We start from the raw sequence: 25,989 nt of genomic DNA on the forward strand, positions 1-25,989 counted from the left end.
AAAATAGTAATTATTCCTATTATTTAGATAAACGATGCCCACATAGAGCATCTTTTATCTAAATAATTTTGCCAGATTTCGTTCAAAAACATATTCATTATCTGATGATAGATCAGCTCTAAACGAATAGCCGAGTCTGTCAAATTTCTGAATATCCATAGGATCTTCAATATTGTTTTCTGCCATATATCGAACCATTTCACCTCGAGCCATCTTTGCATAGGTACCTTTTGTTACCAGTTTGTCTCCTGATAACTCACAAAATGTGATCGTAATATAGTGATCCAGTGATGTAAGATGCTTTTCTATACATTTAGAATACTCTTTTGATGCAAGATTAATGATAATCCTACTGTTATCAATCACTGAAGCGTATAATATATCTCCCCAGTACTCATACAAATTCCTGGCATCTCCTATTCCAATCTTCGCCTGCATTTCCAAACGATAAGGTGTCACCCCATCCATCGGTTTCAGCACACCATAAAATGCAGACAGTATTCTCAAACGGTCCTGTATATACTCAAACTGTCTGCCTTCAAACACAGATGGCGCCATATACTGAAATGCGATTCCTTCATATGACAATACTGCCGGAGTAAGCATATGGTAAATATCCATATATTCCAATCTATGAAAATTCTGTTCCGCAATCTTATCATTACATTTCCAGATAGCCTTCAGTTCCTCTTTTGACTTACCCTGTAACCAGCTTAGTATCTCTGTTGTCTTATCAAGGAGCTCCGGCAATCCAACCGGTGCTATACTGTCGGTATCCGTAATCATCTTTTTAGTCGGAGATAATATAATTTTCATCAATCTAATTCCTTTAGCATATTTTTCGGGTCATCTGCTGCCTTGACTTTATCATTGGCTCTGATGATAACTCCATGTTCGTCAATAAGATATGTAGTCCTTACCACACCCATAGAGACTTTTCCATAGTTTTTCTTTTCTTTCCAGACATCATATGCTTCAATAACTTTACGCTCCGGATCTGCTAAAAGTGTAAATGCCAGTCCATATTTCTCCTCGAATCTCTTGTGAGAAGCTACGGAATCCTTGCTAACTCCAAGAATAACTGCACCTTTTTCCATAAATTGAGGATAACGTTCCGAAAAACCACATGCCTGCTTCGTACATCCCGCCGTATTATCCTTTGGATAAAAATATAAAATCACTTTCTTACCTGCATAATCACTTAATTTATGCATTTCGCCATTCTGATCCGGCAATTCAAAATCCGGTGCTTTTGTTCCTGCTTCTAACATATGTTATTCCTCCACTTCTTTATCTTCCGTCTGTTTCCTTGTTCTCTTATTGCCCGAAATCATTTTGTGCCCTGTAAAAACTGCCATAATCATACATATCAAGGAACCGAACGCAAAGTATTTATGTCCTGTGTTTAACCCTTTGTATCCCGTATAAAAAGTTCCAGCCATTGTGATCACTGCACCTATTGACCAATATTTATGTGCTTTCATGATCCATTCACCTCCTGTACATGGCTATTTCCATTCAGTTTGAAACTTCTTGATCTTCAGAACAAGTAAGTTGTTCTTCCAAAAACACACAGGCATCCTTTACACAGTCTATGCATGACCTTTTTACGATTCCATCATCCATCCCTTTTAACTGCCTGCATATGACTGTTCCATTTTGCTCTTTAAATGCATTCATCATTTTTCTGGAGCTTTGCATAGTATTTGGGGAATTCTTATTAATTAAGCCTAACATACTTACGGCTCCTATCAATGCTCCGCAAGTTCCTTCCATACTTTCTCCACCTCCAACCGCAAATCCCTGTGTTAAATTCTTTGCTGTTTCTTCGTCTACTCCAGCCATATCACAATAAGTACATGCAACAGCCTGTGCGCAGTTATAACCACTCTTTTTTCTTTCTTCAGCTTCTTTTACTCTTGTATTCATTCGTCTCTCCTTATTATTCATATGGATACTTAAAACTTTTCTATCAGGTTATCAAGACAATCTGTTTCGTAATCCTCAATTCTACCTTCATCACATGCCTTTGCTAGAGACGGATCAATCGGGATCTTTGCTGTCATTTCGATATGGTATTCTTCAGCCAATGTGTCGATATCATTTTTTCCGAAAAGATAATGCTTATCATGACAGGTTGGACATTCATAATATGCCATGTTTTGTACAATTCCTATTACCGGTATATGCATCATTCCAGCCATTTTCACAGCTTTTCCTACGATCATTTCTACCAGATCCTGTGGAGAAGTTACCACAATAATCCCATCTACCGGCAATGATTGAAATACAGTCAGTGGTACATCACCTGTTCCGGGTGGCATATCTACAAACATATAATCTACATTGCCCCAGTATACATCTTTCCAGAACTGTTTTACCGTCCCTGCAATCAAAGGACCTCTCCAGATTACCGGATCAGTTTCATGATCCAGTAAAAGATTCACTGACATTATTTTGATGCCGTGTCCAGACTCAACTGGAAAGATTCTATTTTTATTGGTCTTATCTTTTTGGGACAATCCAAACATTTTAGGAATGGACGGTCCTGTAATATCCGCATCCAGAACAGCCACCGAATGCCCTTTTTCCCTTATAGATGCAGCAAGCAAGGGAGTCACCAGGGACTTTCCAACGCCTCCTTTTCCGCTGACAACACCAATGACTTTATTTATCTGTGAACCTGTACCGGATTCTTCTATCAGTTTCTTCGGTTCCCTTCGTTCAGAACACTCACTTCCACACTCTTTACAATTATTGGAACACTCCTTTGATCCACTCATCAGCAGTCACTTCCATTACCGGCACAGCCATGCTTATCCTCACCACAATGATGCGCTCCACATGTATGCTCATGATCATGATGTGTGCAATGTACATCCGGATTATACACCAGATTTCCACTGATATAATTTCTTACAGCTTCATCTGTATTTCCACTCACACCTCCAAGCAGCTGAATTCCCGCTTCTGCAAGTGCACTCTGGGCTCCACCGCCAATACCACCACATATAAGTACATTAACACATGCTTCGGTCAGAAATGAAGACAATGCACCGTGTCCCTGCCCATTGGTATCTACAATCTGTGTCTGTTTAGTATAAATTGTTATTATGGATTGTTATTCCTATATTCTTACTCATCCCCTAACGTCTTAAACACAGTATTCTCCACACTCTGATACGAAATCAGCATCTTCATTTATCAGTTAACTTTCCTTAACCATATCTAATAAAAGCGCTCAGGCGCTACTAAAAACTCTGCCGTCTCGGCAATAGTAATAAAGCCTTTTTCCAATGCATATTTGTAGTATCTATCTTCTGCTACTTTAATTACTAGCGAATCGTATCTTCGCCTTTTAATTGTTTTTTATTTGCATACATGGCTGCATCTGCAATAGAACATATATGTTCAAAATCCTCGTCTGCATCCGGCGTGGCAAAACCAATGGCGCAGCAATAAAGAGTCTTAGAAAGCTCCCTCCGCATATGATCGACCAGAGCAGGGACATCATCTTTTGAAACCCGTGAACATAAGATCATAAACTCATCACCACCGGTTCGATACAGGTGGCATCCCCTCGGCAGTATATTTTGAATGCACGCTACAATCGTACACAAAGCCGTATCCCCGGCCGCATGGCCATTCTCGTCATTGATTCTCTTCAGATCATTTAAATCAATGGAAATTACCGCTGTCAGACATTTGCTCTCCATCAAATGATCCGCATCCAGATAAAAATACCGACGGTTGAGCGCACGCGTAAGTGGATCCCGCTTGAACTGCTGTGTCGTCAAATACATATAATAAAATGCAATACTCACAGCTCCCGTGGTATTGATGAGTCCGTCATAATGGAAAAACGCCTCCAGAATGACAGCTATCGTGTTCGTCACCGCAATGAAAATTGCGGTCAGCGATTCGTATGTATGCTCCATCTTATATAACTTATTAGTCAGGATAACCAATAGAATTAAATAAAAACCGGAGGCAGCAAATGCCGAATATCCAAGTGGCCCCCGCACAAATTCATTCTTATCCGAGTAGGAAAAACAAACACCTGAAAATAACGCAGTGAGAGCGATCAACGTATTCAGAATCCCCGGAAGCGCAATAAATTTCTTAAACTTTTGCGACACTCTGTTACCACAGGAAAGAAGGATCACAAAGCATATATTGATTGGTCTAAGCGCATACCCAATAATAGATACTGCCACACGCAGCATTGTCGGATACGGAAGTGTCGCACACCAGTATTCTATACTGTCAACGATAACCAGACAAAGTACTGAGCTTATCGCAATGGAAAACAACCGAATTACCTTTCTCTGAAATACAGGATTTACATTGACGAAAATCAACATAAAAAAAGATATTAAGATCGTCGCAAAATTCAACTGTAAAAAATAATGAAACATAAACTCCTCCCCCTTTTCTATCTGTAAATATACATATTACACATTATTATAACACAGAAAAGGGAAAATGTCTTTATAGGGACGTTCCTTTTGTCACAAAGAGTGTCCCTCTGTCTTCGTTGGAACACTGAACGTGATACAATTTAACCATATTTCCCCTAGAGGTGTTCAAAGGGGGGCATTTGAACACTCCTAGGAAAATGGCGTTTACAGGCACAAAAGAAGGCAGCCCCACATAGCTGAGTCTGCCTTACTCTCTTTATTTAACGTTGATGCCACTGGCATATTGCTGCAGAAACTGTTTCTTTCCACATGGTCTTTCAAAATAATATCCCTGCAGATAATCAACCTTCATTTCTTTCATTTTCAGAAGCCATTCTTTTTCCTCGATGCCTTCTGCGCATATCCTGACGTTAATACTATGTACCATGGGGATGATATTTTTATATAATTCATAATCCCTGTCACTGTTCATCGCCTTGGCAGTAAAATCCCTATCCATTTTCACGTAACTTGGATTCATATCACGGATACAATGAAGATTCGAATATCCTGTTCCAAAATCATCGATCACAAATGGAATCCCGTTCTTGTCCAGAGTTTTACGGAATTTACAGAACGAAGGTGTCATATCCATAAATCCGCTTTCTGTCATTTCAACACATAAGCATTCCGGCTGTAATGAATATTTTTGAATTGCATCCAGAATATCCCGCTCCACATTGCCTTGCAGGATCTGAACATAGGATACATTTACATTCATCCGGAAGTCAGGAATATATTTCTGCATTTCACAGCACATTGCTGCAGCTTCGTTCAAAATATATCTTCCAGCGGGAATGATCAATCCGGTCTCTTCCAATAATTGGATAAACTCCATCGGTGAAACAAACTCCCGCCCTTCTTCCGTTATCATGGAAAAACGCATCAGTGCCTCTGCTCCAATGATCTGTTCGGACTGACAGTCCACGATCGGCTGGTAGTATACTTCAAAGCCATCACAATGGTTCACAATAGCATTACGAAGTGTTGCTATGATTCTTCCTTTTTGCAAAAAGACCTCATAGTCATCCTGGTCAAAAATATAGAATCTATTTTTACCCATGCTTTTTGCCTGTTTCAAGGCAAATTCAAACTTTTTGCGGCATTCTTCGTTTCCCTCACAAAATGTTGCTGCATCTATAACACCAATAGAAATAGAAAATATAGCTTCATACTTTTCGGCTACTATGAAATTATGAAGTTTATCTGTAATCTTTTCTTTCAGTGCCACAGCGTCTTCTGCGGAGGAAGCTTCCAGATCCACGATCACATACTGATCCGCTACCAGATGATAAATTCTCTGCTTGTCTGAAAGGCATTCCTTCATACAACCGGCTACACTTTTCAGGATATAATTACCATAATCAGCTCCCCTGGAGCTATTGATCGCTCCGAAATCATCAATTCCTACATGCATAAAAAAGCCCTTTGAAATGGGTTCCTTTTGCGAACGCAAGTAAGTAAGGAATTCCGGACCACCAAGCAGTCCGGTGACATTATCAGCCCTTCTCTTGTTGCCGGTCTCATTCAGACACCCGATCAGATATTCCGCATTTCCCTGCTGATCATCGATAACGATACCACGGCAGTTGATCCAGACCGGCATACCTTCTTTATCAAGCCATCTATAATGAAGATTATGTACCTTTTCTCTTCCTTCACATATATCCGCAAGATGCTTTGCAAGCATCTCACGGTCTCCTTCATATACTACCTTCATAACTTCATTTGACATATCTGTCAGGATATTACTCGGTATATTAAATCGTTCCACAGCTGACTGTGAAATCTCAAAGGCATTATTCTGCAGATCAAATATATACAGATAATCATCCATACATTCTGTAATGATCTCAAATAAGATTTCTGCTGTTTGCCCTCCAAACATTTTAAATATATCATTAATCACAACAAGAACCTTCCTTTCGACAACTTCACTCTATTCCTGTCATTTTCTAGAATAGCTTAAAGATATTCACGCGGTCTTGCATCTTGGCTGCTCCCTCTGCCAGATTAATACTGATTGCAGTATTCTCTTCGGAGGATGCAGCATTGCCCTGTACCACACCGGACAGCTGTTCAATTCCCTGGCCGATCTGTTCCAAAGACTCTGCCTGGGAGTTTGCTTTCTCCATGGTGTTCTGTGCAATCTCTGCAAAGGACTCCATATCTGCAATGATCTGATTAAATGCGTCTGCTGTTGTTCTTGTGACCGTATTGCCCCTTTCGATTTCCACTAAGGTCTTATCGATCAGATCTCTCGTATTCACAGCCGACTTCGCACTATCCGCTGCCAGCTTGCCGATCTGATCCGCAACCACCGCAAAGCCTCTTCCTGCTTCTCCTGCTCTGGCAGCTTCAATGGAAGCATTTAGGGATAACAGGTTGGTCTGGGATGCAATATCCTCGATATCTGTGATAATATTACCGATCTCCTTGGAGATTTCTGTAATGTGCTCCATTTCCATCAGCAGATCGTTCATTTTTTCTTTTTCTACGTTCGCTTTATTTGCAGAGGCTTTTACACGTGCAGATGCGCTCTGTGTTTCCTTCGCTGTATCTGCCGCCAGATCCACGACTGTATCAATGGTGGCATTCAATTCCTCGATAACTCCTGCCTGCTCTGTTGCACCGTCCGCCAGGGATTTTGATGCATTTTCCACCTCGGATGCATTCGATGATACCTGTTCTGCCAGATTGCTGATCTCGGTCAGGGTACTGTTAAACCGTTTCAGAATATACAGCAGTGATGCCTTCAATTCCGAGAAATCGCCTAGGAAATCTGTAATATCATCACCATTTCTGGTCAGGTCACCCTGCGCTATTGCTTTTACCTCCACAGAGATCTCGCTGACATAATCTGCCAGAATACCCATGGCTTCTTTCAGATTCCTGATGGTATCGCCAAGCTCATCCTCAGACTCATAGGTAAGCATTTCTACATTAGACAGTTCGCCCTTACGCAGGCTGGCAACTGCTGCCTTTATCTGTTCTACCGGCTCGGTAATGGAATTGGTAATGATCTTTCCGATCAGTGTCGTCACTACAGCAATCGCAAGACCCGCTGCCACGATCACAATAAATATGATTACAGTGCATACATTAGCCATGGTCTTTGCCCGGTCTAATTCTACCTGGAACTCGTCACGTAATATAGTTAATTTTTCAGCAAAAGCTTTATATTCTTCATACACCTCTCCGGTCATCAGTTTCGATGCTTCCTGCTGTTTACCCTCACGGCTCAACTTCAGGATTTCATCTGAAGCAGCCCTGTATTCTTCCCATGCAGCGTTTGCTACTTCGTAATCGTCCTGTCCTTTTTGAGCATCACTGTCTGCAGTGATGATCGCATCCAGATTCGCACCGGTATCCTGGATCTGACTCTCCAGCTTCTGAATTTCTTCTTCGCAGGAGTTCATGATTGCTGCATCTGATTCTACCAGATGCTGATACTGTTTGATTCTGTATTTCGCAGTCATTGTCTCTAAATCCTGCAGACATTCCAATGACGGAGACCAGACCTCCGTGATCTTCTCTATATTTGAACGGATCACTAATGTCGAGATCAGTGCCACCAACATTAAAAATAATGTCATAACAAGCACTGTCATTCGATATACTTTTAATTTTCCTTCAACCTTTAAGTTAGCTATACGCTTTTTGATCTTTTCCATGATAGTTTTCCCTTCCTTTGTAAATTCACATTTATTTATCCATAAACGGTTATAATATAGCATACTTTATTGGAAAAATCTATTAATAAAGTATTAAACTGAAACTTCGCACATTAAAATGTGCCTATGCACCTTGAAAATTCAATAATAACTGACATAAAAATAGCATGAACCAATGGTTTTGGCATAATTGAGTTGTCGAAAAACAATTACAAACCGGAGGCTCATGCTATGAATAAAAGTATAACACAAGCGACTCAAAATGATAAGCAGATTTCTAAATCTATCAAACGATTTTTCACAAGGTTTCATATTTTCTCCAACAGAAGTATGTATATGAGTCTGCTTCCTGGAAAAAAATACTCCTGATTTTGCAAAAGATACCGTGTATCGTTTCATGAAGATAGTTCAAATTAACTGGATGCGTTTTACTACAATACTTGCATCCAGAATCATAAACAACGCTATTCTTCCACTGGATTCGGAAGACCGTGCCAATGTTCTTATTATAGACGATTCCATGTTTGAACGTAACCGTTCTACCATGCCATGCTTACACTTCTGGAAACTGCTAAAAAAGCTGCAATTCCAGCAAAATATGTTCTTTTTGACAGCTGGTTTTCATCTCCAATTTTCAAGATGCATAGGCACTTATTCAAGTGCGATCAGTTTGAGAAAATGATTTGACCAATCTGTCAACTCATGCTATGGTTTCATTGTAAACTTTATGTAAAATCAGAAAACGGGGGCTCTTATGAATAAAAATATACAGGATGAGCGGTTTCTCGTGGCAGAGGAGGCAATCTGCCAGGCATTCTATGAAATTGCCCAAAAAAAGACACTGGAGCGGATCACAGTGTCTGATGTCATTAAAAAAGCAGGGATCGTCCGGAGTACCTTTTATAATCATTACGAAGGAATTCCCGATCTGTTGGATGCAGTGGAGGATCAGACGATCCATCATCTCTTTACGATGATGGATCAGTTCCATGTCAAAAAAAGCACACCGCAGGATAATTCTGTCATTATCCTCCGTTTTTATCAGAATTTATGCAGCTATATCCGGGAAAATCCTTTCCTGGCACAGCTGCTTGGCAGTCCCCGCGGTGATGCATTCTTTGAGAAAACTCTGACCATGTTTCACCGGTATGTCAGAGACGCAGCCAATCTCACCGGCTCCACCGCACATTCCAGGCAGGAGGTATCTTTCGCGATCGCTTATTCCATTGGCGGAGCACTTGGCATTCTCCACAAATGGACAAAGGAAGATTTTGCAGTTCCGACCGATACTGTCGCAAAGCTGCTGGCAGACTCCTTTTCAAAATCCACACTCCCCTATCTGGATTGATCATCTGCTTCATCTATATTTACTTTTGCACGGACAATCTTGCCCGTTGCATTGCGCACAAATGGGTTTTTCCGGACAACCAGCCCCGTGATCTGACGGTAGGTTGGTTGTTTTTTGTTGTATTTATCCAATACATCCTGAAGTTTTTTGTGTATCATCTGTTCATCCGGTGACATTGCCTCCACAACCGCCTGCTCCGGATAAATATGTGCAGACAGCCCCTGATCTTCCCCGGTGATGATGACTTCCCCCACCAAAGGATCCAGTCCGATCTTATTTTCTATTTCCTCCGGGGATATATTCTCTCCATTGGAAAGAATGATCAGATTTTTGACACGTCCGTTGATAAACAGGAATCCATCCTCATCCAGATATCCCTTGTCTCCGGTATGCAGCCAGCCTCCCCGGAGTGCCTCTTTTGTTTCCTGTGGCATTTTGTAATATCCTTTCATCACGCTGCTTCCCCGCACCAGGATCTCACCATTTTCAAAGGAAACCTCTACGTTGGACAATGGCCGTCCGATGGAGCCGTTCTTGTGGTCTTCCACGGAATTTGTACTGATCACGGGGGAGCATTCCGACATGCCATATCCCTCCAGCACCTGTACACCGTACTCCTCAAACTTCCCGATATAGAAAGGATCCAGATGTGCCCCACCGGTAAATATGGTATGGAGATCCGGTCCAAACACAGCTCCAGCCACAGCCTTTTTGGAAATGGATGCATCTGCCATGCTGAGCTTTTTGTACAGTGTCTCTATCATCATCGGCACCATCAGCATCATCTCCGGCCGGAAGATTCCCATATTCCGCACCATATGCATAAAGGAATCATTGATACAAAGCGTTGCTCCCAGGGAGAAGCCCTTGAGCCAGTCCATGACAAGACAGAATGCATGATGGATCGGAAGCACACTCAGCACCTTCGTTCCGGGTTTTACGGAAATCGTCACGGACAATACGTTCTGTGCCAGATTTTCCTGTGTAAGCATAACACCTTTGCTTTTGCCTGTGGTTCCGGAAGTATAGATAATCGTTGCAATGTCCTCAGCCCTGACACGCTCCTTTTGATCCTCTGCCCGTTCTCCTTCTTCCAAAAGCTGTGCTAACGGAAAGACCCTGTCTCCCGGTTCCTCTCCCTTTCCCTGAAGCATCCAGATCTGTTTTAGCTTCGGACAGGAAGAGAAGATTCCCGGGATCATGGAACGATTCTTTTCACTTATAAATAAAGCTTCACTGTCCGACCGGTTTAACAGTTCTTCCAGATCTTCTGCCGGCAGTCCCGCATCTAATGGCACTGCCACACTGCCACCGGTAATCACTGCGAGATAGCTTTCGATCCATTCCGGACTACTGCTTCCGATCAAAGCAATATGCTTTCCTTTCATCTCTTTTCCCTGCAGTCCCCGGCGGATTCTGCCGATCCGCTCCCATAGTTCCCCATAGGACTCTCCGTACACTTCTCGTTTTTCCAGCCACTGAACCGCTGTAACATCCCTATGTTCCCGGACGCTGTTGTCCAGTATTTCACCAATCAGCATACTCATTCCAAACACTCCTTTTCCAGTAATTCCAATGCCTCTCCGATCGTCCGAACCTGCAGGGCATCTTCTTCCTCCAGCTCAATATCAAATGTATCCTCCAGTTCTCCCAAAAGAGACATAAAGTCCAGCGAGCTGAATCCCAGATCCTCCCGGAATCTTTTTTCCGGATCCATATCCTCCGGCTTTGTTTCGCAGTATCTTGCCACAATTTCTTTAAATGTCTGTTCCATCGTCTCATCCTCCATCACTATGTTATTCCCTCAAACTTTTTCCATGATCTCTCCCAGTGTTATTTCCGGATCTTCCATGCCGGCAAATAAAACACGCATAAGATAATAGTACATGATCTCCATATCCTTTTCGCAAAGATGTGCCGTCTGATAATGGAAGGAAAAGCAGGTTCCGCCATCCGGCGTATGGGAAACCGTAAGATACATCTTTTTGGTTGCTGCTCCATTGGCAAACCACCGGGCATGAGTCCTGATTCCCTCCAGATAAGGATTATCCACAGATACCGGCATCGGCTGATAGGTCAGATAACAGCTCTCATACGCCGTGTGCTCCGGCGTATGGTACCTGTGCTTCATTTCCTGTACGATCAGCTCCGGATCATAATTGCTGTGAAGGTATATCCGGTTCTGTACATTCTGGATCTCATATGCCGCATCAAGAAACTCTGTGTCGGGCGTCATCACCGTACGACACGGAAACATAATGGTTCTGCTGCCTCCCGAGGTCCATTCTGCTTTGGTGGAACGCCTGGAAATGAAATTCTGTATGGTAATGTCTTCCTGTCCGTTATTAACCTTTGACAGATATGTCCTGATCCCCAAAAGCAAAAGATTTGTCACGGAAATCTGGTGGGTTTGGCAAAAATCCAGCATCCTTCTGGTCGGCTCCGGCTCGAGGATATAGTCTTTGACCTGCACAAACAGGTTCTCCATCTCAATATCCGCTGCACGCAGCGTGGGATCGTTATGCTTTTTTCTTGCCCGGGCAAGCACCTCCGGGCCCTGAATATCCGAATAAAGAGGTTCCCCCAATGTATCCAGCTGATCCTCCCAGAATTTTTTATCCTTTAAAAATCTCTTCTGACGTGATGCTTTTGCAAGATCCGTCCGGAGTACTTCCTCATAGTCCGCCAGCGGTTCCGGCCTTGGTGCCTGAAAACGGTAATGCGTATACAGCTTCATCACATCATTGATCATGACCACCAGACCACAGGAGTCGATCAGGCGGTGATCCATATGGATAAAGAAGCCTTCGTAACCTTCCGGCAGCTTCATCAGCCGGATCTCACACATAGGCACATCGTCCCCCTCAAAGGTTTCATATGCCCATCCCTGCATGATTTCATCTGCTTTTTCCATCGACAGATCAGACAGATCAAACGTCTTCAGCTTCCGGTTGTCTCTTTTCATGATATACTGTTGTACTTCGCCGTGTTTATCCGGTCGGGTAAAACGTACTCTCATACACCCATATCTGCAGATTTCTTCACGAAGGCATTTTTCCAGCAATGCCATGTCCAGTTCTGCCTGTAACGCTGCCACAACACTGACACCGGAAACCTGCTGGGTATGATACCGGTTGATCCAGTGATGATGCATCTTTTGAGCCGCTGTCAGCGGATAATATGTTCTCTCCATACAATTCCCCTTTTCCTTCCAGATCATTTATTGTTTCTGCAAGTCAGAGTAACACAATGGAAATTACATTTCTACCCCGCAAAATGCTTAATGGACATCATGAAAAAAAGTGTCCGGAACTTACCGTACACTTTATCGTTTTATGTTCGATATTTTCCGAACATATCTATCCTATCCTGGCTCCTGCATCATATTTTTCAAAAAAACGAAGCAGCGACTGATGATATTTTTCCCATTGCTGAAAAGCACAGCACAGATGTCTCGCCCCGCCGATGATCACAAGTCTTTTGGGAGCACGGCACATCTGATAATTTTTTACCGACTGATCCGGATGGACAAAGCCGTCCCTTGAACCATGAAAAAACAAAACCGGTCGGTGGTTGACTGCCATGGCATGTGTGGTATCTGCATCCTTCATGGAAAAATGAGCCTGAATACGGCACCTGACCGATAACCGCCATAACAGGACCGGAATATGCGGAAGATGAAACCAGCTTGCAGCCATGTACTGAAACTGTGATTTCATGGATACAAATCCGCAGTCTGCAATAATTCCCTTTACATAATGAGGTAATTCCTTTCCGGATGCCATAAGCACTGCGGATGCACCCATGGATTTGCCAAACAGGTAAATCGGAAGCCGTTTTTTGTTTCGTTTTGCCAGATACCAGCACCACCGTTTCACATCCTCCTGCTCCAAAGCTCCAAATGTAATATATTTTCCCTCACTGGCTCCACAGCTTCTCTGATCAATAAACAGCAGATTGCACCCATGTTCATGTAAAAAACGGGCATCCGGTGCAAAGTCCCCAAATCCGCTTCCGCGGTACCCATGGGACAAAAGTATCGTACGTCCGGCATTTTCTGCCGGCAAATAGAAGGCATGCAGCTGCAGTCCGTCATGGCTTCTTACAAAACAATGCTGCATATGCTGCTCCATGCACCACTGTTTCCCCTGCTCATACTCCTCCGGAAACCAGACACGCGGATGATTTATCTTCATTTTACGGGGTTTAAATCCTTCCCCGTTTCCTGCTTTCGTCCTTTTTTTATTTTTAACTACCATACGAAATAAAATCACTTTTAACACCTCTCTTGCCGGATTTTTCACAATTTTATTTTACCGGTACCACCTCTCCTTATGAATTTTATAGATTATTATACCAATGATATACATATTTCGCAATGATAAACTTTACGCCGGTTTCCTTTATATTCCCCGTTCTTTCTGCCAGTCTTTGCTGTACATTTTATCCCCTCCGGAAGGATATAAAAATTTCTGTGACGGATGGGATCCGGTAGATGCTTTGATAAAAATTTGTGATTCGACAGGTGATATAGGGAATATCAACTTTTGATTGCTGTGCATTCCTTAATCACATGCTCAATCACATAATCCTGCTGCTGCCCTGTTAATCCCGGAAAAATCGGCAGACTAATCGCTCTCTCATAAAATGCTTCTGCATTCAGACAATGTACTCCTGCATAACCGTTTCTCTGATAATAAGGATGTCTGTAAACCGGTATGTAATGCACATTGACACCAATCCCTGCCTGACGCAGCCCTTCAAAAACTTCTCTCCTGCTGCGTTCCATTGTCTGTATCATATACAAATGCCAGCCACTCTGGCATCCCTCCTGCTGCCATGGTGTCTTGATCTGCGGTATATCCGCAAATGCCTCATCATATTTCTTTGCAATCTGTCTCCGGCGTTCCAGAAAATGATCCAGCTTGTCCATCTGACTGGCACCTAGTGCACAGGAAATATCTGTAATCCGATAATTATATCCCAGCTCCAGCTGCTGATAATACCATCCTCCCGGATCTATAACGTCTCCACGAAGCATATCTGCAGCCTCCTGCAATGCCGGATCCGAGGACTGTTGCAGCTGTTCCTCATACTGCTGCATCATATCTTTATCCCTAGTAATTCCATGACTTCTGTACAAAACCAGCCTGCGATATAACTCTTCGTTATCTGTAACGATCATACCACCTTCTCCTGTCGTCACAGGTTTTACCGGATGAAAGCTAAAGCAGGTCATATCGGCAATGCTTCCAATCTTCTTTCCTTTATAGGCTGCTCCCAGTGCATGCGCTCCATCCTCAACAACCAAAAGATTATGCTTATGTGCAATCTCCAGAATGGCATCCATATCACAAGGCTGCCCGGTATAATGTACCGGAATAATTGCTTTTGTCCGGGAAGTAATCTTTTTCTCCAGTTCCTCTGGAGAAATATTGTATGTGTCCGGGTCAATATCTGCAAATACCGGCGTTCCACCACAATAAAGCACACAGTTCGCAGATGCCGCAAAGGTAATCGGCGTCGTGATCACCTCATCCCCCTCACCAATTCCTGCTGCCAGACACGCCACATGAAGCGCCGCTGTTCCATTGCTCACTGCTACAGCGTACTTCGCCCCCACATAATCTGCCACTTTCTTTTCAAAAGCTGCCACTGCCGGTCCTGTGGTCAGATAATCCGACTTTAATACCTTCACAACCGCTTCAATATCTGCGTCATCTATCGATTGTCTTCCATATGGAATATACATAATGTCACCTTTCCTTTTCACTAATCTGCATGTTGTAAGTGTAACACGATTTCACCGGAACCACAAGAAAAAAACCAACCATTCCATCTCAACATTTCAGAGAAAAAACAGCTGATTTGTGGTATACTTCATTTAGACTATTCTAATATTGGAATAAATACCATAGAAAGGCAGGCTACCGTTATGATCGGATTTCGCGTTGACGCAAATGAACAAATTGCTACCGGACATCTTGTCCGCTGTATTTCTATTGCCACAGAGCTTATCAAAAGAGGAACCAAATGCATCTTCTTTCTTGCGGAAGAAAAAGAAACGGCACGTTTGGAGACCGCCAACATTCCTTATGTAATACTTCATACTGACTGGAAGCATATGGAATCAGAATACGATATATTCCTTCCGCTTTTAAACAAATATCCACTGAAATGGCTGGTTGTTGACTCTTATCAGATCACACCCTCTTATCTTGCCACCTTAAACCAAAGGATCCCTGTGTTATATCTCGATGACTTAGAAACCGATACCTATCCTGTCTCTGCTGTGCTGCACTATGGTCTCCGCGCTGATTACGATACCTATTTCAAGCGATATCTCGGTGCTGACACAAAAGTACTGGCCGGCACAAAATATTCTCCTCTCCGCGAAGAATTTCAATCAACCGGAGCTCCGGTCATTCGCGACAAAAGTATTCTGATCACAACCGGTGGAACGGACCCTTACCACGTCACTCTGCAGATCCTCTCAGCCTGCTTAGACCACGATAAACAAACAACTACCATTCCTGATTCTCTAAAAGGCTTTTCTTTTGATGTCATTGTGGGAAGCATGAATCAGGATGAGACACAACTGCAAGCCATGGCTGCCCGTTTTCCACAGATCCGGATTCACAAAAACGTCAGCAATATGAGCTACTATATGCGGCGTAATCAGCTTGCTGTATCGGCAGGTGGAACAACTCTTTTAGAATTATGCGCCTGCAGCACGCCTACTGTCTGCTTCTCCTTTGCCGATAATCAATTAAACGGTGTGAAGCAAATGGGTGACCAGCATATTATGCTCCATGCCGGAGATGCCCGTTTCGATCCTGTTGTATCAAACATTCTCCGGGCATTGGATACCTACCTGACAAATGACCATCTGCGAAAAGAATATGCTACCCGTATGAATGCATTGGTAGATGGACAAGGAGTACAAAGGATTGCGGATTTTCTCTTCGAGAACCCTTAAACTCTAACCGATATCTGTTACATTTCTTTTTTCAATTTATCCACCATTCCCTGCACTTCTTCCTCTGTGATGGATAGTTTTTCGGCAATTTCAGGAATTGTCATGTGAACATCATAAAGTAAAATCTTTATTCCCTGTGCCAAGCCTTGCTCTCGACCTTGTTCTAAACCCTGCTCTCGACCTTGTTCTAAGCCTTGCTCCAATCCTGCCTCAAACCGCTCCTCCATCTTCATCTCTAACATCATATAATTTTCCCTCCATTCAAAATCGTTCTTCAAATTTTCGACCCGGCCATTTATCCGGTCCGTAAAATCATCCGTTGCCTCTGAGCTTTCCAGATAATCCAGCAGACACACCAGCTCTGGCGGCAGTCCCTCCCGGCTTCCTTTCAGATTAACGAAAACTGATGTACGCTTGTCATTTAGTTCAAGTTCCGTATCCTCCTTGCAGATTGTCTTAAAGGTATATATGCTGCGATCCTGCTCAAACAGATCAAAGCCACAGATAAAGATCACAATGGAAGCCTTCAATTCCGTGTACTTGTGACCTGCCTGTATCTGATAACTGTCCATCTCACTGTGATAATACCGACTTCTCAATGCCAGTTCTTGTGTATCGAGCACCTGCATCTCGATGTCGTATACGTTTCCTTCCATGTCCTTCACATAAATATCCAGACGAATTCCTTTACTCCACGGCTTCGCTTTTATGCTCTTCTGATCATCCGAAACTACAATCTCTCGAATCTTCATTCCAAGGATACGCTGAAGCAGTTCCCGACAGTCCTCCGGATCACGAAACACAGATGAAAACATCACATCATTTTGAATCGTGATCTGGTTAAAGTCAATTTTCCTGCTGGTAATAAATCCCATCCCATTCTTCTCTGTCTTGGTATGCTTTTTCTCCATAGTACCTCCATTCCGGGAGGTATCGTCAACCTCCCTGCTTTTCTAATAATATCTGATGAATTAAGCAGTGAAGTTGAATAAATATTTTGATTTGATAAATATAATAGATAAATAAAAGATGTCACTTTCTGCTTGAGATTAGTGTAACATGGTCAAAGAAAAAGAGCAAGGGAAAATCCTTTTTGAGTGTTCTAAAAAACAGCTTGGAATGATGAATAAAATTATCCACCTCCCCCCTTTTCCCAAATGACCTAAACTGTTATAATATAAAATATCGTTTCAAATAAAATTCACCGCATTGGGAGGATCACTATGAAAATATTAATTCCTGACTGGAAAAGCTTTGGAAGAGATGATATCCGGGAAGCACTTGTCAATCTTGGAAACGAAGTCATTTTCTATCAAAAGGAACCGCGAAATTATCGACAGGATCCCCGATTCCGTTCTGAATTACGCAATTATGTGAAAGAGGAACATATTGATCTTATTTTTTCCTCCAACTACTATCCGATTCTATCCAATGTATGTAATGATATTAAAATCCCTTATGTCAGCTGGTGTTATGACAGTCCTCTGGTGCTGACATACTCTGACACTATTTTTCACAGCTGTAATTACATTTTTATTTTTGACAGTCAAATGGTAACAGACCTCAAAGCATTAGGTGTAAAGCAGGTATACTATCTGCCGATGGCTGTCAATCCCAAACGCTTATCCACACTAACCATTTCCCCGGAGCATCGGAAGCTTCTGGATGCAGATGTCTCCTTTGTCGGTTCATTATACAACGAAAAGCATAATTTATACGACCGTTTTTCTGATCTTCCGGTCTATACAAAGGGCTATCTGGAAGGGATAATGGCTGCCCAGCAGCAAATTTACGGACAACTTTTCTTAGAAGAATGTCTGACTCCTGAAGTTTTGGAAGAGCTTCAAAAAAATATTCCTCTGGAACCATCCAGAGACGGTCACGAAACACTTCGTTATCTTTACGCAAATTACTTTCTTTGCCGTAAGATCACCCAAACAGAACGCTCCCAATGTATGGCGCTTCTGAATGCCCGAAAGAATCTTCTCGTAAAACTGTATACCCCCAATCCAACTCCCCAGTTTACTACTATTCAAAACATGGGAACCGTTCACTACGAAAAGGAAATGCCTCTTGTTTTTCAATGCTCACGGATTAATCTAAACATTTCTCTCCGAAGCATCCAGAGCGGTATTCCTTTACGGGCGATGGACATTATGGGAGCCGGAGGTTTTCTTTTGACCAATTATCAAAGGGACTTTGATCGTCATTTTACGGCAGGTAAAGATTATGTGTACTATGAAAATCTTGATGATTTGATCGAAAAAATTGATTACTACCTTGCAAATCCTACAGAACGGGATGAAATAGCCCGATCCGGTCAGCAAAAAGTATATTCCGCGCACACCTACGAACAGCGTTTTCAGGAAATACTGGATATCATTCAGAAAGGATAACTATTTATGGACACAAACAAAGTAAGTTTTATTGTATGTACAAATGATGAGGCTGCTCTATATGAATGTACCCTTTATATTAAACAGCTTGCTATTCCGGAGGGATTTTCTATTGATATTATTCCAATTCGAAATGCTGAATCTATGGCGCAGGGATATAATCAGGCTATGAAAGCATCCGATGCAAAATATAAAGTATACCTCCATCAGGATGTTCTGATTCTTAACAAAAATTTTATTGCAGACATCCTTACTGTCTTTCAGAAAAACAATAAAATCGGACTGATAGGTATGGTTGGAACTAAACAGCTTCACAGCAATGGCTGTATGTGGTCAAATGCCATGAGAACCGGTGCCGTCCGCTCCCACTGTATTTCAACAGTTGACGATTATTTTAATATCCCTGTTTCGCCAGCCAGAATGTATTCTCCTGTGGAAGCAATTGATGGATTGCTTATGGCAACCAGTCAGGATATCCCATGGCGTTCTGACTTATTTACAGGCTGGGATTTTTACGACATCTCACAATCAAAAGAATTCTCCCGTGCAGGATATCTGATCGCAGTACCATATCAGTCATCCCCATGGGCGCTTCATGATACCGGTTTTATGAATTTAAAGAATTACCATCGGTACCGCAAAGTTTTTCTTGAAGAATATTATCCACAGAATCAAACAGAAATTGATGACTGCAGCAAATATATAACGCCTGCCGACTCTACTCATGAGACCAAAACACAGGCATCCGTTACTCTCCTTGAACTTCTAAACAATCATAACTATGATCAGGCACTTATATTTGTACAGGAAAACCTTGCCCAAAATCAGGAAAATGAATTATTCTGTATTCTGACAATTTTCCTGCAGATATATCAGCTTGAAAAACAGGCAGGCCTTTTTGAAATATTTGCGCCATTGGAAACAAAAAATCTCTCTATTGATTCCTGGCTTCCAGCTCACTATGCCCAGATCTGCCGGCATCTCTGGCGATTAGAATATCTTCTTCCGGAAAAAGAGCAGGAAGCTGCCAGACATTACTTTAATATATGGCAGGTTTCAGAAATCGCCCAAGATTATATGCGAAATCTGTGTGTGTAATATTGCAGCTCACGTCAATTTCCTTACAGTCCCTAGCATTTTTCCCAATGCTTTGTCATAAGTAAACTCTCTTTTTACTTTTTGATAACCATTCTCTGCGATCCTGTTCCGAAGCTCATCATGCTGTAAATAGAATACTGCCTTATCTAACATCTCTTCCGCCTCCTGAAAAGATACCCATTCTCTCTCCGGCACAAAATACTCTTCCAACTCCGGCTGATAATTACTAAATAAAAAACCTCCTGCCCCCAGAATATCCATACAGCGCAACGGAATACCTGATGTGATACTGCGAATTGTCATATTTATATTTATCTTTGATAAGGAAAAAATAAGTGGCATTTCATTCATATAATCCACTGTCCCATAACAGTTAATCCCTTCTCCTGTCCAGTGGCTGCCAGAAAACAACGCAACCTGACGTATCTTTCCCAATAACTCTAACCGCTCTTTCCTCTCCATAGACGAAATATATTTTTTCAAGAACAAGTCACTAAATAACCTGCCATAGGTAACCAGATACGTCTGATCCATATTCAATTTTACATATTCGCTTAACTCTGTTAATATATCCTCACGTAATAATTCTGTCAGTATATCCACTCCAAATAACTGCATCTGTGCTCTGCAGATACCATCTAAATATCCCTTCAGATGAGCCGGAAGATACGTAATCTGCTCATAATAATTGTTTTCATACAGGCTCCCCACAAATGAAATGTCATATTTTTTCTGCTTCAGACCAATGACTTTCTTTGTCTGACGCAACTGATCAAGCCTCGGCACATTCACCGCTAACGGTAAATGAAATACATTCGTCACGCCCAGCTGTTTCAGTTCCTGACATTGTACTTTATCAAAGGAAAATATTAAATTACAGGAATTGCGAACCCAGGGCGAATACAATGTAATATGGGGTGAATCATATATCCATGAAACATAAAGAATATCTGCTTCCTGACATACCTTTGATATCACCGGAAAAAAGTTAAAGGACAGGCATATTCTGCAATTCTCATTTTTTAAGGCCTGCACAAGAACCTGTTCAAATTCCGGATCTTCATTATAATCGATCATTTTGAATGCAAATGGAATCACATGAATATCCGGCTGTCTTTCCAATGCTTCCTTGAGATCATACTGCGACTGACTCTGCCAGTCATATAAAAGAATATTCATTATCTATTTTCACACCTTCATTACATTTCTGCTGTTCTCTTTAAATTCTCCACAATATCCTGCACCTGTTCCTCTGAAATGGACAATTTATCCGCAATCTCCGGAATGGTCATCTGCATGTCAAAATACAATATTTCTATTTTTCCCTTTGTCTCGCCATCCAATACACCTTCGTTATATCTCTCCCGATACTCCTGCTCCAGCGTCATATAATCCAACCTCCACTTCTCGTTCCGGCGGAACGACTGCACCGCCTCCTCAAGTCATCGGTTGCTTCCTGACCGTCGATATAATCCAGTCAAATACCCTGCAACAAGCTACGGAGCATAACTTAGCTTCTTTTTTATCTGCCCCAAGGAGCAGGGTATTTGACCCCGCGGGCGCGCTCGGATGGAACAAATATATTTATTCCATCCTCACTTTGCCTTCGCGCGAATATCCGCTTCATTTCCGAACGAACATCGTCCATCGTTCCCTTTGTGTTTAAGATGATTTTAACGGTCTCCTCCCCAAATGTCAATAACAGATCCTGCTTACAAAAATATCCATATGTCTATACAGAAAATATTAAATATATATATCATAAAAGGTCTGAATAACCAAAACTGATCATTCAGACCTTCTATTTGTTTGAATATTTTGTTTACAATAAAACCTATTTAACTTCTACTGTAAATGCTTCTTTGCTGATTGTAAACAGATAAAATCCTGCCGGAATATCATCCGTCTTAGCAATAGATGCAGTATATGTGTCTGTATCATCATTATGAGTAATTGTTACGCCGGCATCAGTAAATGATTTTGATACAGCCTTTGCATTTGGAGTCAAGCTCAAAACAGATACCTTGTTCTTTGCATTATCAATATCTCCGTCAGAGTTCTTCGTCAGAGTAAGTGCAGTATTAAAGACATAAGAACCTGCTGCCGTGCTGACTGTAACGTCTGCATCTCCAGTCTTCAGTGTTACTGCTTTAGAATATGGGTCGAATGGCTGTGCTGCATATGCTGTCTCATTGGACTCTGTCAATGTATATGTTGCCGTTACCTTAGGTGCTGTTGTAACTGCAGCCCATTTTGCAGCATTGGTAGTCGTAGTACCTGTAAACTTAAATGCTACCGCATCAAATGATCCCTTTGAATCTACCTGATATGTTACCTTATGTGTCGTGCTGTCGTATTTTGCAGTATACGGACCTGCTGCTAACATAAAATTAATATCCTTTTTATTTGTATTGGCAGCCTTTGCAATTTCAGTCAGTGGAATAGAGTGTGTAGATGCCTTTGCAATTTTCACTCCATCTGCTGCTGCATCCTGACGTACTTTTGTTGTGGAATCTCCTTTGTCTGTCACAGTTCCGGCTAAAGCCTGTGCTGATCCCTTTGCCGTTGTAACAAGATCCAGAGAAAATTCTGCAGCTGTTACTTTTGTAAGGTCTGTCTGTGCATCATAGGCAGCCACATCATCAGCAGATGCTACCATAGCCTTCGCATCTCCTGTTACTGTGAAAGATGCCGATACATTTACCGGAATGGTACTTCTGTTCTGGATTGCATATGTTCCAGAGAGAACCTGTGTTGCACCGGTAAGTCCGAATCCATCTGAATCTGCCGGAATATTTACCTTTAATGGGTTAAATGCGATTTTGAAATCTGTCGGTACAACCACATCAATAATATCCTCCGGACTGTACACCTGACCAGAACCTCCACCTGTAACTGTAGTGCCGGTTGCACCGGCTGCGCTTGCACTCGTTACTGTCAGCCCTGCTACCAGAACACCTGCAAGTAAACTTGCTGCTAACTTTCTTTTCATCATAATTTTTCCTCCTTGAAAATTGATTGGTATTAGTTTCCTACTACCTGAATAGTGATTGTGAAAGCTGTGGAACTTACCTCCTTCCCATCCTCATCCACCAAATGATAGATGACTGTGGCCGGATGCGTACCCAGACTCAGCTTCTTCTCCAAAGTTATTCCATTAACTTCAGATCCGACAGGAATCGTCGCAGATTTATAAATAATCTTCTGCGAATCATCATCACGTACCTCGAAATAAATTGGATAATGATTATAGTCCGTGTTTGCCACATATGCATTCTCCGATTTCTTTCCATTAAAAGACCAGTTATACGTCATACGGCAATTAAACATCGTATCTGCACTATCATCCTCTAAATCTCCCAGCACCTGACCGGCATTTTCCTCAGTAATCAGCGTTGGCTTATCCGTTACTTTCGTGTTCTTTCCCTTATCACGAAACAAAAAGAAAATAATCAGACCAATAATTGCTATCACCAAAATTATAATAACAGCAATCAATATCCTGACTTTTTTTGATTCTTTCTTTTTTTCCGCTTCCTTGGATTCCGAAAGCCCTTCTCCCCGCTTTTTTCCTGATTCCTTTGATTCCATATTTTCACCTCATATAATTTATCGGCTCCTTACGGTTATTCATTAACCCCTTTTTATTTTTTTCATCTCTCAGCTTTATCTATAAATTATCCGATATACTATTTATCATAGATAACAAAAAGCGAGGTTTTCATTATGAACATACATCATCTACGAAATAAATCACGTACTATTACAATGATAATGTGTATTACACTTATCTTTTCTTTATTCCCTTTCCCACAAAGAACTATTTATTCCGTTCAAGCGGCGACTCCTTCCTACGATGGAATTTTGGAATTGAATAAACCTGTAACAATTTTCCTGAGCTATGACCTCCAACACGGTTCCAGAGAGGCTACCTATCAGTTTACCCCCGCAGAATCCTGTGATTATACATTTTATTCTATCTCCAATGAAGCAACCGCATGCTATCTGCGCAGCTCCAATGGAACTATGTTAGATTATGATTATACCCACCATGGAAGCAGAGGGAACTTTTCTCTGACCTGCTCTCTTTCTGCCGGATCAACCTATTATTTCACAGCGCAGTTCAGCGAGACCTCCAGCACAGAGGGCTCTTTTGATATCTGTCTGCGTAAAACAATTGACAAATCTTCCTATGAAGATACTGCTTCGGTCTCCCTGTCACCTTCCGGAATTGCTGAGTCTATTTCCACCATGGAGCAGTCCCTTTTTGTAACCTTCACTCCGGCTGTCACAGGAAAATACGCAATATATCAACTGCCTTCCTGCAATTGTCCCGACCAAAAGGTTCATCAGGAAAACTGTACCTATCTTCAGGATCTCTGTATTACCGTCTCACAAAAATCAGACAACAATGAAAGTGCTTTAGAAACTGTGTATTATAGTACATCAAGCGACAAAGAAAATGGTTTCCTTATATATGATGTATTTCAGGCCAATACCACCTATTACTTCGAAATCTCCTGTATTACCGGAAATAAAACCGGCGATTTCAAGCTTGGTATCAGCGAAAAGCTTTCCGATGCACCCATAGAAAGCTGGTCAATAGACGGAGAACGTGAACTAACTCTGGAAAACTCCTATGAAAGCCTGTTTTTCCAAACGGCAATCGCTACGTCCATTACTCTTAGCAGCCCGGATAGTACATATGTCTACGCAGAGCTCCTTGATTCAACGGGAAAGGTACTTTCTCAAAGTACCTTTGGCGATCTGCGTCTGAATTACACTGATACAATAGCTTCCGGCAATTACTATATCCGTATTTATACAAGCGAAAATCTCACACAGAGCTTTCATCTCTCAAAGCTCTGTCCTGCAACACCTGCTCCAACAGTTAGTCCTTCTTCCAGTCCTGTCACCTCCATACCTCCTCAAGATACAAAAAGTCCGGAAGCCTCATCCACGGCATCCGTCACCTCTGTCCCTGATGTATCTGCACCCCCTGTTTATACTCCTTCCGTATCTAAAGATCCGGATAGCAGCAACGCTCCTACTATCAACCCATCCGTTAGCATGACTCCTGATATCCCTCACGAGTCCCTTACTCCGGGAATATCTTCTCCAACTCCTGACGTTTCAGCTGTCCCTGTTCAAAGTCCCTCTGTATCAGAAACACCAACCGGGCAACCATCTGTATCCGAACAGCCTTTTGAATCCACAGAACCATCCTTGATGCCTTCACCATTCATCTCTGAAGCACCAAATACTGTTTCTCCATCGCCTGAGAGTCCTATAAGCTCTCAATCCCCTTCTGCTGCGCCAATAACAACCGCAACAAATTTGCGAACTGCGTTGGAGCAAACAACAACCTTATCATCCGACAAAGTGATAATTTCAAAAATCAAAAAACAAGCCTATACAGGAAAAGCTATAAAACCATCCTTTACTGTTACTTTAAACGATAAACTACTCACCGTCGATCAGGATTATACCGTTAAGTACAAAAACAACAAAAAAATCGGCACAGCCAGAGCAATTATTTCCGGTATATCTTCTTATACCGGTCAATTAGAAATAACCTTTGATATTGTCCCCGCTGCGCCGAAATTCTTAAAATATTCCAATAACGGAAAACAATTATCACTATCCTGGAAAAAAGTAAAAAAAGTAACCGGATATGAAGTTCAATATTCGTATCAGAAGAATTTCAAAAAGAAAATCAAAAAGACAACCAAAAAGACAACTTTTTCCGCAGTAGTGAAATCAAACAAAAAGATTTATGTACGAGTACGCACTTTTGCCACCGTAAAAAACAAAAAATATTACAGTAATTATATATACAATAAATAAAGTTACATTTCCATATTATTTGCACAAAAAAGAGCAGTGAACCAAAGATGAGACGTACCTCAATTTTTGAGACCGTTTCAAGTTTTGTGTAAACTCAAAAAACTGACACAAGATTTTATTGATAGTTATTAAGAGCAGAGACCAGATTTTGGTTCTCTGCTCTTATTTGCATTATACTGGTATAAAT

General features: G+C 41.8%; 23 protein-coding genes and 2 pseudogenes. 6 read left to right on the forward strand and 19 right to left on the reverse strand.

The genetic code is table 11. The features are described from left to right. Positions 1-54 precede the first annotated feature (54 nt). The 9 genes and pseudogenes from yaaA to H8704_RS13175 form a co-directional block, all read right to left on the reverse strand. Entirely contained in the window at positions 55-816 is a 762-nt protein-coding gene (gene yaaA / locus H8704_RS13135) for a peroxide stress protein YaaA (protein WP_249298560.1), read from the reverse strand. Next, a complete protein-coding gene (bcp, locus tag H8704_RS13140) occupies positions 816-1,271 on the reverse strand; it encodes a thioredoxin-dependent thiol peroxidase (RefSeq protein WP_249298561.1) in 456 nt (151 codons plus the stop codon). The genes yaaA and bcp overlap by 1 nt, the downstream gene beginning before the upstream one ends. 3 nt (positions 1,272-1,274) lie before the next feature. Further along, positions 1,275-1,484: a DUF6219 family protein gene (locus H8704_RS13145; protein WP_249298562.1), complete on the reverse strand. Its 210-nt coding sequence runs from the start codon at positions 1,482-1,484 to the stop codon at positions 1,275-1,277. A 34-nt stretch (positions 1,485-1,518) separates the two neighbouring features. Then, entirely contained in the window at positions 1,519-1,929 is a 411-nt protein-coding gene (locus tag H8704_RS13150) for a C-GCAxxG-C-C family protein (protein WP_249298563.1), read from the reverse strand. 29 nt (positions 1,930-1,958) lie between these two features. Further along, on the reverse strand, positions 1,959-2,783 hold the full coding sequence (locus H8704_RS13155) for an Mrp/NBP35 family ATP-binding protein (RefSeq protein ID WP_249298564.1): 825 nt from the start codon (positions 2,781-2,783) through the stop codon (positions 1,959-1,961). After that, a pseudogene (locus tag H8704_RS13160) lies at positions 2,783-3,091 on the reverse strand (NifB/NifX family molybdenum-iron cluster-binding protein); the annotation flags it as partial. The gene H8704_RS13155 and the pseudogene H8704_RS13160, both read right to left, overlap by 1 nt. 244 nt (positions 3,092-3,335) lie before the next feature. Next, the gene (locus tag H8704_RS13165) at positions 3,336-4,418 is read right to left on the reverse strand and encodes a GGDEF domain-containing protein (protein ID WP_118679263.1); all 1,083 of its coding nucleotides are present in this window, start codon (positions 4,416-4,418) and stop codon (positions 3,336-3,338) included. Positions 4,419-4,677: 259 nt separating this feature from the next. Continuing rightward, positions 4,678-6,369, reverse strand: coding sequence for an EAL domain-containing protein (locus tag H8704_RS13170; RefSeq protein WP_249298566.1), 1,692 nt, complete (start codon positions 6,367-6,369; stop codon positions 4,678-4,680). A 46-nt stretch (positions 6,370-6,415) separates the two neighbouring features. Beyond that, on the reverse strand, positions 6,416-8,134 hold the full coding sequence (locus tag H8704_RS13175; protein ID WP_118679261.1) for a HAMP domain-containing methyl-accepting chemotaxis protein: 1,719 nt from the start codon (positions 8,132-8,134) through the stop codon (positions 6,416-6,418). 231 nt (positions 8,135-8,365) lie between these two features. Between H8704_RS13175 and H8704_RS14620 the strand changes: the two are divergent. Both H8704_RS14620 and H8704_RS13180 read left to right on the forward strand, forming a co-directional pair. Then, positions 8,366-8,764 (forward strand): annotated as a pseudogene (locus H8704_RS14620) (IS4 family transposase); the annotation flags it as partial. Positions 8,765-8,888: 124 nt separating this feature from the next. Then, on the forward strand, positions 8,889-9,482 hold the full coding sequence (locus tag H8704_RS13180) for a TetR/AcrR family transcriptional regulator (protein WP_118679259.1): 594 nt from the start codon (positions 8,889-8,891) through the stop codon (positions 9,480-9,482). Here H8704_RS13180 and H8704_RS13185 read toward each other — a convergent pair. From H8704_RS13185 to pseC, 5 genes are all read right to left on the reverse strand, one after another. Then, complete coding sequence (locus H8704_RS13185) at positions 9,470-11,029, reverse strand: AMP-dependent synthetase/ligase (protein ID WP_249298567.1); 1,560 nt, start codon at positions 11,027-11,029, stop codon at positions 9,470-9,472. The genes H8704_RS13180 and H8704_RS13185 overlap by 13 nt on opposite strands. Further along, on the reverse strand, positions 11,026-11,256 hold the full coding sequence (locus tag H8704_RS13190; RefSeq protein ID WP_022465134.1) for an acyl carrier protein: 231 nt from the start codon (positions 11,254-11,256) through the stop codon (positions 11,026-11,028). Before H8704_RS13190 ends, H8704_RS13185 begins: the two co-directional genes overlap by 4 nt. Before the next feature lie 30 nt (positions 11,257-11,286). Next, positions 11,287-12,675: a condensation domain-containing protein gene (locus H8704_RS13195; protein ID WP_249298568.1), complete on the reverse strand. Its 1,389-nt coding sequence runs from the start codon at positions 12,673-12,675 to the stop codon at positions 11,287-11,289. Positions 12,676-12,841: 166 nt separating this feature from the next. Continuing rightward, complete coding sequence (locus H8704_RS13200) at positions 12,842-13,756, reverse strand: alpha/beta hydrolase (RefSeq protein ID WP_249298569.1); 915 nt, start codon at positions 13,754-13,756, stop codon at positions 12,842-12,844. 266 nt (positions 13,757-14,022) lie between these two features. Then, positions 14,023-15,234: a UDP-4-amino-4,6-dideoxy-N-acetyl-beta-L-altrosamine transaminase gene (gene pseC, locus H8704_RS13205; protein ID WP_249298570.1), complete on the reverse strand. Its 1,212-nt coding sequence runs from the start codon at positions 15,232-15,234 to the stop codon at positions 14,023-14,025. Between the two features lie 183 nt (positions 15,235-15,417). Here pseC and pseG point away from each other — a divergent pair, with 183 nt between their 5' ends. Continuing rightward, complete coding sequence (gene pseG, locus H8704_RS13210) at positions 15,418-16,461, forward strand: UDP-2,4-diacetamido-2,4,6-trideoxy-beta-L-altropyranose hydrolase (RefSeq protein ID WP_249298571.1); 1,044 nt, start codon at positions 15,418-15,420, stop codon at positions 16,459-16,461. 17 nt (positions 16,462-16,478) lie between these two features. On the opposite strand, the gene H8704_RS13215 is transcribed toward pseG, so the two are convergent. Further along, on the reverse strand, positions 16,479-17,372 hold the full coding sequence (locus tag H8704_RS13215) for an Rpn family recombination-promoting nuclease/putative transposase (protein WP_249298572.1): 894 nt from the start codon (positions 17,370-17,372) through the stop codon (positions 16,479-16,481). 312 nt (positions 17,373-17,684) lie between these two features. Here H8704_RS13215 and H8704_RS13220 point away from each other — a divergent pair, with 312 nt between their 5' ends. Beyond that, positions 17,685-18,857 (forward strand): CgeB family protein, encoded by a 1,173-nt coding sequence (locus H8704_RS13220; RefSeq protein ID WP_249298573.1) that lies wholly within the window; start codon positions 17,685-17,687, stop codon positions 18,855-18,857. A gap of 6 nt (positions 18,858-18,863) precedes the next feature. After that, positions 18,864-19,955, forward strand: a complete 1,092-nt coding sequence (locus H8704_RS13225; protein ID WP_249298574.1) for a glycosyltransferase family protein — start codon at positions 18,864-18,866, stop codon at positions 19,953-19,955. A 9-nt stretch (positions 19,956-19,964) separates the two neighbouring features. Here H8704_RS13225 and H8704_RS13230 read toward each other — a convergent pair whose 3' ends face one another. The 4 genes from H8704_RS13230 to H8704_RS13245 form a co-directional block, all read right to left on the reverse strand. Then, positions 19,965-21,134, reverse strand: coding sequence for a CgeB family protein (locus tag H8704_RS13230; RefSeq protein ID WP_249298575.1), 1,170 nt, complete (start codon positions 21,132-21,134; stop codon positions 19,965-19,967). A gap of 20 nt (positions 21,135-21,154) precedes the next feature. Then, positions 21,155-21,343 carry a hypothetical protein gene (locus H8704_RS13235; RefSeq protein ID WP_118679241.1) on the reverse strand — a complete coding sequence of 63 codons (189 nt, stop codon included), beginning with the start codon at positions 21,341-21,343 and terminating at the stop codon, positions 21,155-21,157. A gap of 446 nt (positions 21,344-21,789) precedes the next feature. After that, positions 21,790-22,950 carry a hypothetical protein gene (locus H8704_RS13240; protein ID WP_118679239.1) on the reverse strand — a complete coding sequence of 387 codons (1,161 nt, stop codon included), beginning with the start codon at positions 22,948-22,950 and terminating at the stop codon, positions 21,790-21,792. A 29-nt stretch (positions 22,951-22,979) separates the two neighbouring features. Continuing rightward, positions 22,980-23,546 carry a hypothetical protein gene (locus tag H8704_RS13245; protein ID WP_118679237.1) on the reverse strand — a complete coding sequence of 189 codons (567 nt, stop codon included), beginning with the start codon at positions 23,544-23,546 and terminating at the stop codon, positions 22,980-22,982. A gap of 135 nt (positions 23,547-23,681) precedes the next feature. Between H8704_RS13245 and H8704_RS13250 the strand changes: the two genes are divergently transcribed. Then, the gene (locus tag H8704_RS13250; RefSeq protein WP_249298576.1) at positions 23,682-25,802 is read left to right on the forward strand and encodes a hypothetical protein; all 2,121 of its coding nucleotides are present in this window, start codon (positions 23,682-23,684) and stop codon (positions 25,800-25,802) included. Positions 25,803-25,989 lie beyond the last annotated feature (187 nt).

The organism is Jutongia huaianensis (assembly GCF_014384985.1).
GTDB lineage: Bacteria > Bacillota > Clostridia > Lachnospirales > Lachnospiraceae > Jutongia > Jutongia huaianensis.

Coding starts and splice junctions, on each gene's coding strand:
- H8704_RS13225 (WP_249298574.1), top strand. CDS start 18,864: ATGGACACAAACAAAGTAAGTTTTATTGTATGTACAAATGATGAGGCT.
- H8704_RS13185 (WP_249298567.1), bottom strand. CDS start 11,029: ATGAGTATGCTGATTGGTGAAATACTGGACAACAGCGTCCGGGAACAT.
- H8704_RS13155 (WP_249298564.1), bottom strand. CDS start 2,783: ATGAGTGGATCAAAGGAGTGTTCCAATAATTGTAAAGAGTGTGGAAGT.
- pseC (WP_249298570.1), bottom strand. CDS start 15,234: ATGTATATTCCATATGGAAGACAATCGATAGATGACGCAGATATTGAA.
- H8704_RS13215 (WP_249298572.1), bottom strand. CDS start 17,372: ATGGAGAAAAAGCATACCAAGACAGAGAAGAATGGGATGGGATTTATT.
- bcp (WP_249298561.1), bottom strand. CDS start 1,271: ATGTTAGAAGCAGGAACAAAAGCACCGGATTTTGAATTGCCGGATCAG.
- H8704_RS13240 (WP_118679239.1), bottom strand. CDS start 22,950: ATGATGAAAAGAAAGTTAGCAGCAAGTTTACTTGCAGGTGTTCTGGTA.
- H8704_RS13190 (WP_022465134.1), bottom strand. CDS start 11,256: ATGGAACAGACATTTAAAGAAATTGTGGCAAGATACTGCGAAACAAAG.
- H8704_RS13180 (WP_118679259.1), top strand. CDS start 8,889: ATGAATAAAAATATACAGGATGAGCGGTTTCTCGTGGCAGAGGAGGCA.
- H8704_RS13175 (WP_118679261.1), bottom strand. CDS start 8,134: ATGGAAAAGATCAAAAAGCGTATAGCTAACTTAAAGGTTGAAGGAAAA.
- H8704_RS13250 (WP_249298576.1), top strand. CDS start 23,682: ATGAACATACATCATCTACGAAATAAATCACGTACTATTACAATGATA.
- H8704_RS13235 (WP_118679241.1), bottom strand. CDS start 21,343: ATGACGCTGGAGCAGGAGTATCGGGAGAGATATAACGAAGGTGTATTG.
- pseG (WP_249298571.1), top strand. CDS start 15,418: ATGATCGGATTTCGCGTTGACGCAAATGAACAAATTGCTACCGGACAT.
- H8704_RS13230 (WP_249298575.1), bottom strand. CDS start 21,134: ATGAATATTCTTTTATATGACTGGCAGAGTCAGTCGCAGTATGATCTC.
- H8704_RS13220 (WP_249298573.1), top strand. CDS start 17,685: ATGAAAATATTAATTCCTGACTGGAAAAGCTTTGGAAGAGATGATATC.
- H8704_RS13145 (WP_249298562.1), bottom strand. CDS start 1,484: ATGAAAGCACATAAATATTGGTCAATAGGTGCAGTGATCACAATGGCT.
- H8704_RS13165 (WP_118679263.1), bottom strand. CDS start 4,418: ATGTTTCATTATTTTTTACAGTTGAATTTTGCGACGATCTTAATATCT.
- yaaA (WP_249298560.1), bottom strand. CDS start 816: ATGAAAATTATATTATCTCCGACTAAAAAGATGATTACGGATACCGAC.
- H8704_RS13150 (WP_249298563.1), bottom strand. CDS start 1,929: ATGAATACAAGAGTAAAAGAAGCTGAAGAAAGAAAAAAGAGTGGTTAT.
- H8704_RS13245 (WP_118679237.1), bottom strand. CDS start 23,546: ATGGAATCAAAGGAATCAGGAAAAAAGCGGGGAGAAGGGCTTTCGGAA.
- H8704_RS13195 (WP_249298568.1), bottom strand. CDS start 12,675: ATGGAGAGAACATATTATCCGCTGACAGCGGCTCAAAAGATGCATCAT.